Origin of the sequence: Actinoallomurus sp. NPDC050550 (assembly GCF_040655075.1) — a bacterium.
In the GTDB taxonomy this organism is placed as follows: Bacteria; Actinomycetota; Actinomycetes; order Streptosporangiales; family Streptosporangiaceae; genus Actinoallomurus.
Genome location: NZ_JBFAJC010000017.1, coordinates 82863 through 96255, shown reverse-complemented (window position 1 = coordinate 96255; position 13393 = coordinate 82863). Strand labels below are relative to the sequence as shown.

Here is a 13393-nt window from a genome sequence, read left to right as displayed (position 1 = left end):
AAAGCAAGGGCTCGAGCCCTCGGCTTTGCGATCACCCGGGACCTCACGCACCGCGGAGGCCGTGGCAAGGTAGAGGCATGACAGCCGATGCCGAGCGGGCGCGGGAGGGGGTCACGACGCCTCCCGCGTTGATGGCCGCCCCCGGATACCTGGCCCGCCGGATCTACCAGTCCTACGTCGCGCTCTGGACGCGGGTCGTGGACCCGGTGCTGACCGGTCCGCAGTTCGCGGTGCTGACCGTGGTCGACAGCCATCCAGGGATGGACCAGGGGTCGCTGGCATCGTCCGTCGCGCTGGACCGGTCCACGATGACCGATGTCGTCCGCCGGATGGAGGCCGCCGGGTTGATCGTCCGGCAGACCGCCCTGCATGACGGCCGGCGCAAGCTGCTCTACATGACCGACGAGGGCCGGCGGCGGCTGGCCGAGGTGAACCGGCTGGCCCGCGCGCTGGACGAGGAACTTCTGCGCGGCTACGAGGGCGCCGAGCGCGATCGGATCATGCGGGAGCTCACCAGGCTGGCCGGCCACTGGGAGGGCCTGCTCGACGACCGCTGACGAACGTTCGTTCCGCGTTTCCGTCTCGTTCTATCCGCCTCAGCCTCTTGCTTTCCGAGATAGTCCGTGTTCGGATTAGTTCCTGCGAACACCAGCTCGCGCTTCCGTCCTACGGACCGCTGATCGCCGCCAACACGCCTGGATCATGGCGGCCGGCGTTCCGTTCCCATCGTGTTGTGAACGGCGGACGCGCGTTGCGGAACACGGGCGTGGAGGAGGAGCAGTGCCGGCTAGCCAGTCATACGACGTCACGATCGTGGGAGGCGGCCTCGGGGGACTGACGGCCGCGTTGGCCCTGCGCCAGCGCGGGCTCCGTGTCACCGTCCTCGAGCAGGCCCCCGAGCTCGGCGAGGTGGGCGCCGGCATCCAGACCGCGCCGAACGCCAGCCGCGTTCTGCTGGGTCTCGGACTGCGCGCTCGGCTCGAGGCCATCCGCACCGAGCCCCTCGACCAGGTACGCCGCCGCTGGCAGGACGGCAGCGTCATCGGGCTGACCAGCCTCGGGGACTTCTGCAAGCGCGAGTTCAACGCCCCTTACTGGCATTACCATCGCGCCGACCTGCACAAGGTGCTGCTCGACGCGTGCCTGGACGCGGATGGCGTCGGGCCGGTGGTCGAGGTACGGACCAGCAGCAAGGTCGTGGCGATCGACCAGAGTGATCCGGCCCGGCCGGTCGCGGTCACACAGGCCGGCGACGCACATCAGGCGGACGTGCTGATCGGCGCCGACGGCATCAGATCGAGCGTGCGTGACCTGCTGGGTTTCGCGGACACGCTCGTGTTCTCCGGCGAGATGGCCTACCGGGCGCTCATTCCGGGCGACAAGATCGCCGCGGATCCGGCGACGCGCTGGCTGGTGGACCGCTTCCAGAGCACGATCTGGTACGGCCCGGACCGGCACCTCGTCCACTACATGATCCGCGGCGGGGAGTACCTCAACGTCGTGGCGATCGTGCCCTGCTCCCCGGAGGCGCGCGACCAGTGGACCGCGTCGGCGACCGTCGAGGAGCTCGTGGACGCCTTCCCCGGCTGGGACGACCGGGTCGCCGCGATGCTCTCCAAGGCGGAGGGCGACATCTCCGCGTGGGCGATGTACCACCGGCGCCGGGACCCCGTCTGGGTGGACGGCCACGTCGCGCTGCTCGGTGACGCCTGCCACGCGATGCTGCCCTACCAGGCGCAGGGCGCCTCGCAGGCGATGGAGGACGCGGCGGTGCTCGCGGAGGAACTCGGCTCCGTGCCGATCGAGGGGGTCGGGCACGCCCTCATGCGCTATGTCGCGCGACGGGCGAAGCACGCGGGGATGGTGCAGGACGCCGCCTGGGAGAACATGGCGTTCTACCACCTACCCGACGGGCCCGAGCAAAGGCGACGTGACGACGGACTCAAGAATTTCGATGGCGAGTCCAACGTCTCCTACGAGTGGCTGTGGAGTGGTACGCCCCTGAACGATCCTGACGAGGAGCGGTTCGCCTACCAGTTCCACGGTTGATCCTCCGGGGCTCGCGAGGCACCGCGGCCCCGAAGGATCGTGACGTCACCGCCGTTGGCGCGGCGGGCGGCGTCGGTCAGGGAAGCGCGTACCAGCGCGCTCCACCTCTCTCCGAAACAGCTGGAGTCTACATGGAGACAGGAAGCGAGATCGTTCAGTGCCTGCCCTGGAGGTGGCGGGTACAGGGAAGGATCTTCATCATCGGCGGCCTCGGCTACATGTTCGACGCCTGGGACGTCACGCTCAACGGCTACCTCACTCCCCTACTGGCCGAACACTTCGACCTCACGGTCGCCGAGAAGGGTCTCGTCGCCACCGCCAACCTGATCGGCATGGCGGTCGGCGCGGTCGTCTGGGGCACCATCGCCGACCGGGTGGGCCGGAAGAAGGCCTTCAGCCTCACGCTGCTGGTGTTCGCCCTGTTCTCGGTCCTCGCCGCGCTGTCGCCGACGTACGACTTCTTCCTCGCGGCCCGCTTCCTCGCCGGCGTCGGCCTCGGCGGCTGCATCCCGGTCGACTACGCGCTGGTCGGCGAGTTCACGCCGAGCCGCCAGCGTGGCCGGGTGCTCACCGCGATGGACGTGTGGTGGCCGATCGGCGCGACCCTGTGCGGGCTGGTGGCCACCGCGCTGCTGCCCGTCCACGGGAACTGGCGGTGGATGCTCGCCGTCATGATCCTGCCTGCGCTGCTGCTGTTCTGGGTACGGCGCGGCGTGCCGGAGTCGCCGCTCTACCTCGCCGGGGCCGGCCGGGAGGCGGCGGCCCGCGCCGTCATCGACGACCTGGTCGCACGCACCGGAGCGGAGAGCAGGCCGTACACCATCGTCGCCCCGGGGCCGCGCGCGCCGCGTGGCGTGCAGGCGGCACTCGCTCAACTCTCCCGGATCTGGCGCTACAGCCCGCGCATCACCTCGGTGGCCTGGCTGCTGTTCGTCTCGATCATGCTGGTGTACTACGTGTCGCTGACGTGGCTGCCCACCATCCTGAAGAGCCAGGGATACGGCTCGTACGCGGCGTTCTCGGGCACCACGACGATGACGGCGGTAGGGGCCGTCGGCGTGATCCTGTCCGCGTTTCTCGTCGAGGTGGTCGGGCGCAAGTGGGTCATCGGGATCAGCGCGCCGCTCGCGTCCGCCGTCCTGGTGCTGTTCGCGTCGACGTTGAAGGTCCACTCGGTGGCGCTGCTGTGGATCGCGGTCTTCGGGTTCATCATCCAGTTCACGATCCCGGCGCTGTACGCCTACGTCGCCGAGCTGTACCCGACCGCGCTGCGGGCCAGCGGATTCGGCTGGGCCTCCAGCATGAGCCGGATCGCCTCGGGATTCATCCCGTTCATCTTCGGCACCGTCCTGTGGCCGCAACTGGGACTGACGATGACGTTCACCGTGACGGCCGCGTTCGTGCTGGTCGCCGTGGTCTGGATGACGATCGCCGGACCGGAGACCAAGGGCCGGAACCTGGACGCCGACGCTTCCACCGTCCCCGCGCCGACCCCGGTCGCCGAATCCGCCTGACGCCAGAGAAGGGATCATGAAACCCGCATCGTTCACCTACCACCGGGCTCGCGACGTCGCCGGCACCGTGCGGCTGCTCGCGGAACTGGGCGAGGACGCCAAGGTCATCGCGGGCGGCCAGAGCCTGGTCGCGATGATGAACTTCCGGCTGGCCCGGCCCACCCACCTCATCGACCTCGGGCGGCTGCGGCGCGACCTGGCGTACGTCCGCCTCGACGCCGACGGCGCGCTGCGGATCGGGGCGCTGACCACCCACCACGAGGTGGAGACCGCCGAGTTCGGGCCGGGCTTCCAGGTGATCCGGGAGACGATGCGGTGGATCGGCCACCTGCCGATCCGTACGCGGGGCACGGTCGGCGGCAGCCTCGCCCACGCCGACGCCACCGCCGAATGGTGCCTGCTCGCGGTGCTCCTGGACGCCGAGGTCGTCGTCCAGGGGCCCGGCGGGCGGCGGGTCGTCCCGGCCGGCGACCTGTTCCTCGGCTTCTACACGACGACGCTGGAGCCCGCAGAGATCATCGTGGAGGTGGTCTTCCCGAGGGCCGCTCGGCGGGCCGCGCTCACCGAGTTCGCCGAGCGGCACGGGGACTTCGCCGTCGTCGCCGCCGCCGTCGACCTGGACCACGGGCGTGTCGCGCTGGGCGGGGTCGCGCCCGCTCCGGTCCGGGTGCCGGAGGCCGAGGCGGTGCTGGCCGGCGGCCGGAACCCTGAAGTGTTCGCCGAGTGCGCGGAGGCCGCCGCGGCGGCCATCGATCCGCCGAGCGACGGCAACGGCGACGCCGACTATCGCAGGGTCCTCACGCGGACCCTGGTCACCCGGGCCTGTGAGGAGGCGATGTGGCGATGAGCTGGGTCGGGACGTCGGTCGCGCGCCGGGAGGACCCCCGGCTGCTCACCGGGCGCGGCCGGTTCGTGGACGACATTCACCTACCGCGCATGCTGCACGCGCAGTTCGTCCGCAGCACCGTCGCGCACGGAACGGTCACGGGCGTCGACCTGTCGCGGACGCTCGCGGTGCCGGGAGTGGTCGCGGCGTTCACCGCCGGTGACCTGGAGCTCGGCGACATCACCGCGATGCTCGACCGGCCGCCGAGCGAGTTCGTGCCGACCGCGATGCCCGTCCTGGCGCGGGACCGGGTCCGGTACGTCGGGGAGCCGATCGCCATCGTGCTCGCCGAGGATCCCTATGCGGTCGAGGACGGCATCGAGGCCGCCAAGGTGACCTATGAGGTGCTGCCGCCGGTGGTCTCCGACGAGCAGGCGCTCGCGCCGGGCGCACCGCTCGTCCACGCCGCCGCCACGGCGAACACGCTCGTCGACGTGTCGATGTTCGCGACCGAGGGCATCGACGACGTCTTCGCCGGCGCGCCCTGCGTGGTGAACGTGCGGATGAAGACCGGCCGGCAGAACGCCCTGCCGCTGGAGACCCGGGGCGCCGTCGCGAACTGGGACGCGCGGGACGAGCAACTGCTCGTCCAGACCTGCACGCAGGTGCCCCACCTGGTACGCACCGTCATGGCCGACTGCCTGCGACTGGCCGAGCGGAACGTCCGGGTCCTGGTCCCCGACATGGGCGGCGGCTTCGGACTGAAGTGCGTGGTCGGGCGGGAGGAGATCGCCGTCGGGGCGGCGGCGCTGCGGCTGCGGCGGCCGGTGAAGTGGATCGAGGATCGCAAGGACGCGCTGACCGCCTCGTTCCTGGCCCGCGAGCAGCGCTACGACCTGCGGGCGGCGTTCGACGCCGACGGCCGGATCCTCGGGATCGACGCCGACGTGGTGTGCGACATGGGCGCCTACTCCTGCTACCCGTTCACCGCCGGCATCGAGCCCCTGATGGCCTCCGCCGAACTGCCCGGCGTCTACCGGGTCCCGGCGTACCGCGTCCGGGGCCGCGCGGTCACCACCAACAAGGCTCCGACCGCGCCGTACCGGGGCGTCAGCAGGCCACAGATCGTGATGGTCGTGGAGCGGCTGTTCGAGCGGGCCGCCCGCGAACTGGGCCTGGATCCGGTCGAGATCCGGCGCCGCAACCTCATCACCGAGTTCCCCTACACGGGAGTCAACGGCGTCACCTACGACCCGGGCTCCTACCTCGAGTCGCTCGACCTGTGCGAGCGGATCCTGCGGGACGAGGACTGGTACTCGGTCCGCGACTCCGACCGGGTGGTCGGGATCGGCTACTCCTGCTTCAGCGAGCGCACCGGCTACGGCTCGGCGGCGTTCGCCAAGCGGAAGATGGCCGTGGTGCCGGGCTACGACCTGGCCGAGATCCGGATGGACCTCAGCGCCGCCGTGACCGTCACGACCGGGACCCTGAGCCACGGCCAGAGCCACGAGACCACCCTCGCCCAGATCGTCGCCGACCGGCTCGGCCTCGACCTCGCCCAGGTGAAGATCCATCAGGGCGACACCGACCGCGTCACCTACGGCTTCGGCAGCTTCGCGAGCCGCTCGGCGACCATCGGCGGCAGCGCCGTCGCCCGCGCCGCGACCGCGCTGGCCGACCGGCTGCTGCACCTCGGCGCGCACCTGCTGGAGACCAGGCGCGACCAGGTCGGGCTGCACCACGGCTCGGTCCGGGCCCACGACGGCCGCAGCGTGTCGTTCGAGGAGATCGCCGACGTCGCGTACCTGAAGGCGCACCTGCTGCCCGAAGGTGCCGAGCCGGGCCTGACCGCCCGAGCGTCGTTCGACGTGCAGGGCGACGGCACGTTCTCCAACGCCGCTCACGGCGTGGTCGTCGAACTGGATCCGGGCACCGGGCGGGTGCGGATCCTGCGGTACGTGTGCGTGGAGGACTGCGGGGTCGCCATTCACCCGCAGGTCGTGGAAGGCCAGTGCCGGGGCGGCATCGCGCAGGGCATCGCCGGGGCGCTGTTCGAGCAGGTGACCTACGACGCGCAGGGCGAGCCGTCGTGCGCGAGCTTCATCGACTACAAGGTGCCCACCGCCCTGGAGATCCCGGAGGTCGCGATCCACCACCTGGAGACACCGTGCGAGTTCACCGAGAGCGGCGCGAAGGGCGCGGGCGAGGGCGGCACGATCGGCGCGCCGGCCGCCGTGCTCAACGCCGTGAACGACGCGCTGCGCCGGACCGGGGTGGAACTCGACGACACGCCCATCCGGCCGGAGACCGTACAGCGCGCGCTGCAGCGCCATGGAGCGATCCGATGACCGACAAGATCTTGATCAGTCTCACCGTCAACGGCACGGCGTACGACGACGTCCTGGTCGAGGCTCGCCACACGCTCGTCGACGTGCTGCGCCACGTCCTCGGGCTGACCGGCACCCACGTCGGCTGCGAGCACGGGGTCTGCGGCGCCTGCACGGTACTGGTCGACGGCGCCCCGGCGCGTGCCTGCCTGATGTTCGCCGTGCAGGCCGAGGGCGCCGACATCCGCACGGTGGAGTCACTGTCGGACGGCGAGGGCGAGTTGAGCGATCTGCAGCGCGCGTTCTCCGAGCACCACGGGCTGCAGTGCGGCTTCTGCACACCCGGTTTCCTCATGCTGGCCGAAGGTTTCCTGGCCGAGCGGCCGCAGGCGACCAAAGAGGAGATCCGCGAGGTCGTCTCGGCCAACCTGTGCCGGTGCACCGGCTACCAGACCATCGTCGAGGCGATCGACGGCTGCGCGCGCGAACGACGCGGAGAGGGAAGGCAATGATCCTGGACAACGAGATCACGGTGAACGCCTCGCCCGACGAAGTGTTCACACTGATCAACGACGTGGAACGGGTCGTCACGTGCCTGCCCGGCGCGTCGATCCACGGCCGTGACGGCGACACCTACCAGGGCGGAATCAAGGTCAAGGTCGGGCCGATCACCGCCGAGTACGCCGGGACCGTACGGTTCCTGGAGACCGATCCGGAACGCCGGCACCTGCGCCTCCAGGGGCGGGGCGCCGACACGCGCGGCAGCGGCGACGCCGAGGCCGAGGTGCGCCTCACCGTGGACGAGACGCCCGGCGGCGCGGTGCTACGGCTGACGACCGACCTGCTGATCCGGGGGAAGCTCGCCCAGTTCGGCAAGGGCGCGATCGTCACGGTGTCCGACCGCCTCCTCGCCCAGTTCGCCCGGAACCTGGCCGTACTCGTCGAGTCCGACCAGACCGCCGAACCCGCCTTGGCCGCCGGCGTCGGGCACTCCGATGGGGCCGGACGCCCGGCACCGGACGGCCGGCCGGGAGCGGCCGTACGGTCCGGTCCGCACCGGCCGGGGTCGGCGGACCGGGTGGCCGCCGCGGAGCTCGATGGGCTGGCGATGCTGCTGCCGCCGTCGGCGGCCAAGTACGCGCCGGTGGTCGCCGCGTTCGCGTTCGGGGCGTTGCAGGGCTGGCTGGTGGCCACCGTGCGATCGCAGGCCAAACAGCTGAAGGAGCTGCGCCGTGGCTGACAGCATGTACGGACGCCGGACCGACGACGTCTACGCGACCGCCGGGTTCGGGGCGGCCGTCCGACGAGGCGAGCGACCCGCGATCGTCGTCGTGGACCTCACCAACGGGTTCACGAACCCGGCGTACCCGTCCGGCGCGGACCTCGGCGACGTCGTCGCGGCCACGGCCGCGCTGCTCGAGACGGGGCGCGACGCGGGCGTGCCGGTCGTCTTCACCTCCATCGCCTACACCCCGGCCGAGGCGGATGGGACGGTCGTGCGCTGGCTGGACAAGGCACCCGGGATGCGCGCGCTGCGGGAGGGCAGCCCGGCCGTGGCGGTCGACGAGCGCCTGCCGCGCCGCGACGAGGACGTGCTCGTGGTGAAGAAGGGCGCGTCCGCGTTCTTCGGCACCTCACTCGCCGCGATCCTCACCGGCGCGGGCTGCGACACGGTCGTCGTCTGCGGGGCGACGACCAGCGGCTGCGTCCGCGCGACGGTCGTTGACGGGGTGCAGTCCGGCTTCTCGGTCCTCGTGCCGCGCGAGTGCTGTGGCGACCGGGCCGCGGGCCCGCACGACGCTGCGCTCTTCGACATCCAGGCCAAGTACGGCGACGTCATCTCACTCTCCGACGCCCTCGGCTATCTCGGCAGGAGCCCCCAGCATGTCTGACCGCGTCCTCCCCCAGTCCGCACTCGCCGACCTGGCGGACATCCCCGCGCTCAGCCGATGGGTCCGGTCCGGCTCTCTGCGGCTGCACGCCCTCGACTACGGCGGTGAGGGCGTGCCCCTGGTCGTCCTGCCCGGTATCACCAGCCCGGCGATCAGTATGGACTTCGTCGCCCGCGAGCTCACCGACCTGGTCCGGCCGATCGTCCTCGACGTGCGCGGCCGCGGGCTGTCCGACGACGGCGCCTCGTACACGCTGGAGGACTACGCGGCCGACGTCGAGGCGGTGATACGGGGGCTGGACCTGCGCCGCCCACTGCTGCTCGGGCATTCGATGGGCGCCCGGATCGCCGCCGTCACCGCCGCCCGATCCGCCGTGCCGCTGCGCGGGAGCGTGCTGGTGGACCCGCCGATGAGCGGCCCGGCTCGCGGTCCGTACCCGACCACGCTCTCGGCCTTCCAGTCCCAGCTGGACCAGGCGAGGCGCGGCACCGACGCCGACGAGGTGGCGTTGTCGTGGCCACGATGGCCGCGCCGCGAGCAGGAGTTGCGGGCTCGCTGGCTCGCGAGTTGCGGCGCGGAGGCGATCGCCGCGACGCATCAGGGCTTCGAGACCGAGGACTTCTTCGACACCTGGCCCGCCGTACCGGCCCCGTCCGTGCTGCTCTACGGCGCGCAGAGCCCCGTCGTCACGCGGGCCGGCGCCGCGGAGGCCGCCCGCGCCAACCCCGCCGCGCGCCTGGTCGAGATCCCCGACGCCGGCCACATGGTCTTCTGGGACAACCCCGGCGGCGCTCTGGCCGCCCTCCGCGAGGCACTCTCGTGGTGCGCACCCGGCGACCGGTCGCCGGCGAGCGAGAACTGAATGCCGCAAATTCCAGGACTTTCGCCCGAATAGTTCCGAATCAATCTCGCCCCAAGGAGCTGGGCTCCGCCCGGACCGGATAGTCCGTGTTCGGATTAACTGGGGCCTCATCGCGGGAGGTGCGATGGATCAGAATCTGTTGAACGACATCTGCGTGCGGCAGCTGACGATGAGCGGCGTGCACGAAGGCGAGACCATCGCCGTGCTCTCTCAGGGAGCCGAGCGGCTGGACTACGCGGACGCCTTCCTCTTCGCCGCCCAGCGCCTGGGGGCGACCGCCTACCACGTGCGGCTGCCGGAGGAGTCGAGCGCGTCGGGCGCGTGGGCGGTCGGACAGACCGCGCTCGGCGCCAATCCGCAGGTGGTGCAGGCGTTCAAGCAGGCGGACATGCTGGTGGACCTGAAATTCCTGCTCTTCAGCAGGGAGCAGTTCGCCATCCAGGACGCGGGGACACGAATCCTGACCGTCGTCGAACCGGCGCCGCTGCTGGCGCGGCTCATGCCGACGCCGGAACTGCGGGAGCGGGTCGAGGTGGGCGCCGAGCTGCTGGGCAAGGCGACCTCGATGCGCATCACCAGCCCGGCGGGGACGGACGTCACCTACCGGCTCGGCGTCTACCCGACCATGAGCGAGTACGGCTGTACCGACCAGCCCGGGCGCTGGGACCACTGGCCGGCCGCGTTCGTGTTCACGGGCGGGGCCGACGACGGAGTGGACGGGACCATCGTGCTGTCGCCGGGCGACGTGCTGCTTCCGTTCAACACGTACGTGCAGAGCCCGGTCACGCTCACGATCGAGCAGGGATTCATCACCGACATTCGGGGCGGGCTGGACGCCGAGCTGCTGTCGTCGTACATCAAGTCCTTCGACGACCCGCGCGGGTACGGCATGTCGCACGTCGGATGGGGCCTGGACGAGCGGGCGCACTGGCACGGTCTGATGCAGTTCCCCGGCGGCATGGGCATGGAGCTGCGCTCCTTCTACGGGAACGTCATGTTCTCCATCGGCCCCAACAACGAGCTGGGCGGCCCGAACGACACGCCGTGCCACTTCGACATCCCCATGCGCGGCTGCAGTCTGTTCCTCGACGACGAACCCATCGTGCGCGACGGCGACGTAGTCGTCCCCGAGATGCGCCCGGCGGGGCGGCGGTGACCGCCCCGGCATCCGTCCGCAAAGGGGACACGGACGTGACCGACCACCACATCGGCCTGATCGTGCCGAGCTCCAATCTGACAATGGAGACGGAGCTGCCGCGCATGATGCGGGCCCGGGAGGACGTCGAGCCGGGCGACCGGTTCGTGTTCCACAGCGCGCGGGCCCGGATGCGGCAGGTGACCCCCGAACAGCTGATCGCGATGAACGCGCAGGCCGAACGGGCCGCTCTGGAACTCGCCGACGCGCGCCCCGACGTCGTCACGACCGCCTGTCTGGTCGCCATCATGGCGCAGGGGCCCGGCTACCACTGCGTCGCCGAGGACTCGATCCGCGCGGTCCTGCGCGAGGAGGGTGCCGAGGCACCGGTCGTGTCCAGTGCGGGCGCGCTGCTGGCCGCGCTCGGCGCTCTCTCGGCCCGGCGGATCGCCATCATCACGCCGTACCTCAAGCCGCTGACCGGAAAGGTCGTCGAGTACCTCGAGGAATCCGGGGTGGAGGTCGTGGACGCGCTGAGTCTGGAGGTCTCGGACAACCTCGCGGTCGGCCGCCTCGATCCCAGGGATCTACGCGAGCACTGGCGGCGGCTCGATCTGGCCGGCGCGGACGCGCTGGTCCTGTCGGCGTGCGTCCAGATGCCGTCCCTGTCCGCCATCCAGGCGGTCGAGGACGAAGCGGGCCTGCCGGTCCTGTCGGCGGCGACGGCAACGGCCTTCTGCGTCCTGGAGCAGTTGGGCCTGTCCCCCACCATCCCCAGCGCGGGGAGTCTCCTGAACGGCAAGCACACCCTCTGACACCGGTAAGGGCCGGGCACCGTCCCGGCCCTTACCGGGTCGTTGCGCGATCTCTACCTCTCTTGTCCGCCACACGCGTGATTCGCCTCATTCGTGCGAAGATCATCTGATGTTCGATCGGCTGGAGGAGTATCCGGCATCGATGCGGCGCGGACGTGCCGTTCGCCCGACCTGAGGAGGACACCATGTGCCGCGACGAAATCTGTGAGCACAGCACCACCCCCTTGGCGGCCGGTGTGGACGACGGTGCGCAGCCGAGCGCGGACACCGTCGACCGGCGGCGCCTGCTGATGGCGGCCGCGACGGGCGTCGCGCTCACCCTCGCCCCGATCTCCTTCACCCCCGCCCGGGCCGACGACACCGCGAAGGACGCCCCGGCCGACGGCGAGGTGACCCGCGTCGTGACGGGGCATCTCGCGACGGGCGCGGCGGACTTCGTGTACCTCCCGGTGGAGGTCCCGAAGGGCGTGCAGAAGATCGCGGTGCAGTACTCCTACGACAAGCCGGCCGTCCCCGCCGGCACTCCGGGGAACTCCTGCGACATCGGCGTCTTCGACGAGCGGGGTCTCAAGCTCGGCGGCAAGGGCTTCCGCGGCTGGTCCGGCGGGTTCCGCACCTCGTTCGAGATCAGCAACAGCGAGGCCACCCCCGGCTACCTGCCCGGTCCGGTCAACCCCGGCACCTGGCACATCGCCCTCGGGCCGTACCAGGTGGCGCCGCAGGGCATGAACTACCAGGTCCAGATCACCCTGACGTACGGCGAGCCGGGCGCGGCCTTCACCCCGAACTACCCGCCGAAACGCGCCAAGGGCCGCGGTCGCGCCTGGTACCGCGGAGACGGTCATCTGCACACGGTGTACTCCGACGGCAAGAGGCTGCCCGCCGAGGTCGCGGCCGGCGCCCGGGCGGCGGGACTCGACTTCATGGTCTCCACCGACCACAACACCTCGGCATCCCATGCCGTCTGGGGGCAGTACTCCGGCGATGATCTGCTCATCGTCACCGGCGAGGAGGTCACCACCCGGAACGGTCACTGGCTGGCCCTCGGCCTGCCCGCCGGCGAGTGGATCGACTGGCGCTATCGTTCGCGCGACGACGCGTTCGGCCGCTTCGCACGGCAGGTGCACAGCGTCGGTGGTCTCGTGGTGCCCGCACATCCGTACTGCCCGTACGTCGCCTGCCAGTGGAAGTTCGGGTACGACGACGCCGACCTCGTCGAGGTGTGGAACGGCCCGTGGACCTACGACGACGAGTCCGCCGTCGACACCTGGGACGCCAAGCTCGGCGAGGCCGTGCGCACGGGCAAGCGCTGGCTCCCGGCGATGGGCAACAGCGACGCCCACAGCGAACCGCAGGTCATCGGCCTGCCGCACAACGTCGTGTACGCCGACGACCTCGCCACCGACGCCATTCTCGGCGGCCTGCGGGCGGGCCGCACCTGGATCGCCGAGTCGCACACGGTGCAGTTGACGTTCGCCGTCACCGGCAACGGTGGCAAGGCCGGCATCGGCGAGACACTGACCGCACCCACCGGCGCTCCGATCGACGTACGGCTGGACGTCGAGGGTGTGCCGAACGGCACGATCCGGTTCATCACGGACGAGGGGCAGATGCACCAGGAGTCGCTGCCCGCCTCCGGCTCGGGCAGCGTCGTGTGGCAGACCACCACCTCGCTCGCCGCCTACGTGCGCGCGGAGGTCCGGCATCCGATGGCCGACGGCACGCCCGGCAAGGGCAACACGATGGGCCCGAACCTCATGTGGGGCCCGATGGCCGCCCTGACCAACCCGGTCTTCCTGCGACGCTCCGGCGCCTGACGGATCCGCCGTACCCGATCAGGAGAAGTCCCCGCACGCGGCGTTTCGCCGACGAGCTCTTCCTGACACGCCTTCGGGGCAGCGTCGGCGGTCGGCAGTCGGCAGTCGGCAGTCGGCGGGCCCAAGGTCCCTCTCGTCGGCTGATCGACATCGGTC

12 protein-coding genes are annotated in these 13393 nt (G+C 71.0%); all 12 read left to right on the top strand.

Going from position 1 to position 13393, the window contains the following annotated elements; all coding sequences use genetic code 11:
* The first annotated feature begins 77 nt into the window (after nucleotides 1–77).
* The 12 genes from AB0I04_RS23870 to AB0I04_RS23815 all read left to right on the top strand — a co-directional run bounded on the left by AB0I04_RS23870 (nucleotide 78) and on the right by AB0I04_RS23815 (nucleotide 13237).
* On the top strand, nucleotides 78–557 hold the full coding sequence (locus AB0I04_RS23870) for a MarR family winged helix-turn-helix transcriptional regulator (protein ID WP_360888184.1): 480 nt from the start codon (nucleotides 78–80) through the stop codon (nucleotides 555–557).
* Between the two features lie 223 nt (nucleotides 558–780).
* Nucleotides 781–2049: an FAD-dependent oxidoreductase gene (locus AB0I04_RS23865; RefSeq protein WP_360888181.1), complete on the top strand. Its 1269-nt coding sequence runs from the start codon at nucleotides 781–783 to the stop codon at nucleotides 2047–2049.
* 131 nt (nucleotides 2050–2180) lie between these two features.
* Complete coding sequence (locus AB0I04_RS23860; RefSeq protein WP_360888178.1) at nucleotides 2181–3563, top strand: MFS transporter; 1383 nt, start codon at nucleotides 2181–2183, stop codon at nucleotides 3561–3563.
* Between the two features lie 16 nt (nucleotides 3564–3579).
* Nucleotides 3580–4410 (top strand): FAD binding domain-containing protein, encoded by an 831-nt coding sequence (locus AB0I04_RS23855; protein WP_360888175.1) that lies wholly within the window; start codon nucleotides 3580–3582, stop codon nucleotides 4408–4410.
* Nucleotides 4407–6737 (top strand): xanthine dehydrogenase family protein molybdopterin-binding subunit, encoded by a 2331-nt coding sequence (locus AB0I04_RS23850; RefSeq protein ID WP_360888171.1) that lies wholly within the window; start codon nucleotides 4407–4409, stop codon nucleotides 6735–6737. The genes AB0I04_RS23855 and AB0I04_RS23850 overlap by 4 nt, the downstream gene beginning before the upstream one ends.
* Nucleotides 6734–7228 carry a (2Fe-2S)-binding protein gene (locus tag AB0I04_RS23845; RefSeq protein ID WP_360888169.1) on the top strand — a complete coding sequence of 165 codons (495 nt, stop codon included), beginning with the start codon at nucleotides 6734–6736 and terminating at the stop codon, nucleotides 7226–7228. Before AB0I04_RS23850 ends, AB0I04_RS23845 begins: the two co-directional genes overlap by 4 nt.
* Nucleotides 7225–7956, top strand: a complete 732-nt coding sequence (locus AB0I04_RS23840; protein WP_360888166.1) for an SRPBCC family protein — start codon at nucleotides 7225–7227, stop codon at nucleotides 7954–7956. The genes AB0I04_RS23845 and AB0I04_RS23840 overlap by 4 nt, the downstream gene beginning before the upstream one ends.
* Nucleotides 7949–8608, top strand: coding sequence for an isochorismatase family protein (locus AB0I04_RS23835; RefSeq protein ID WP_360888163.1), 660 nt, complete (start codon nucleotides 7949–7951; stop codon nucleotides 8606–8608). Before AB0I04_RS23840 ends, AB0I04_RS23835 begins: the two co-directional genes overlap by 8 nt.
* Complete coding sequence (locus AB0I04_RS23830; RefSeq protein WP_360888160.1) at nucleotides 8601–9470, top strand: alpha/beta hydrolase; 870 nt, start codon at nucleotides 8601–8603, stop codon at nucleotides 9468–9470. The genes AB0I04_RS23835 and AB0I04_RS23830 overlap by 8 nt, the downstream gene beginning before the upstream one ends.
* Before the next feature lie 124 nt (nucleotides 9471–9594).
* Nucleotides 9595–10626 carry a leucyl aminopeptidase gene (locus AB0I04_RS23825; protein ID WP_360888157.1) on the top strand — a complete coding sequence of 344 codons (1032 nt, stop codon included), beginning with the start codon at nucleotides 9595–9597 and terminating at the stop codon, nucleotides 10624–10626.
* A gap of 35 nt (nucleotides 10627–10661) precedes the next feature.
* The gene (locus tag AB0I04_RS23820; protein WP_360888155.1) at nucleotides 10662–11420 is read left to right on the top strand and encodes an Asp/Glu racemase; all 759 of its coding nucleotides are present in this window, start codon (nucleotides 10662–10664) and stop codon (nucleotides 11418–11420) included.
* 185 nt (nucleotides 11421–11605) lie between these two features.
* Nucleotides 11606–13237, top strand: a complete 1632-nt coding sequence (locus tag AB0I04_RS23815; RefSeq protein ID WP_360888152.1) for a CehA/McbA family metallohydrolase — start codon at nucleotides 11606–11608, stop codon at nucleotides 13235–13237.
* Nucleotides 13238–13393 lie beyond the last annotated feature (156 nt).

Coding starts and splice junctions, on each gene's coding strand:
- AB0I04_RS23870 (WP_360888184.1), top strand. CDS start 78: ATGACAGCCGATGCCGAGCGGGCGCGGGAGGGGGTCACGACGCCTCCC.
- AB0I04_RS23860 (WP_360888178.1), top strand. CDS start 2,181: ATGGAGACAGGAAGCGAGATCGTTCAGTGCCTGCCCTGGAGGTGGCGG.
- AB0I04_RS23855 (WP_360888175.1), top strand. CDS start 3,580: ATGAAACCCGCATCGTTCACCTACCACCGGGCTCGCGACGTCGCCGGC.
- AB0I04_RS23850 (WP_360888171.1), top strand. CDS start 4,407: ATGAGCTGGGTCGGGACGTCGGTCGCGCGCCGGGAGGACCCCCGGCTG.
- AB0I04_RS23845 (WP_360888169.1), top strand. CDS start 6,734: ATGACCGACAAGATCTTGATCAGTCTCACCGTCAACGGCACGGCGTAC.
- AB0I04_RS23840 (WP_360888166.1), top strand. CDS start 7,225: ATGATCCTGGACAACGAGATCACGGTGAACGCCTCGCCCGACGAAGTG.
- AB0I04_RS23830 (WP_360888160.1), top strand. CDS start 8,601: ATGTCTGACCGCGTCCTCCCCCAGTCCGCACTCGCCGACCTGGCGGAC.
- AB0I04_RS23825 (WP_360888157.1), top strand. CDS start 9,595: ATGGATCAGAATCTGTTGAACGACATCTGCGTGCGGCAGCTGACGATG.
- AB0I04_RS23815 (WP_360888152.1), top strand. CDS start 11,606: ATGTGCCGCGACGAAATCTGTGAGCACAGCACCACCCCCTTGGCGGCC.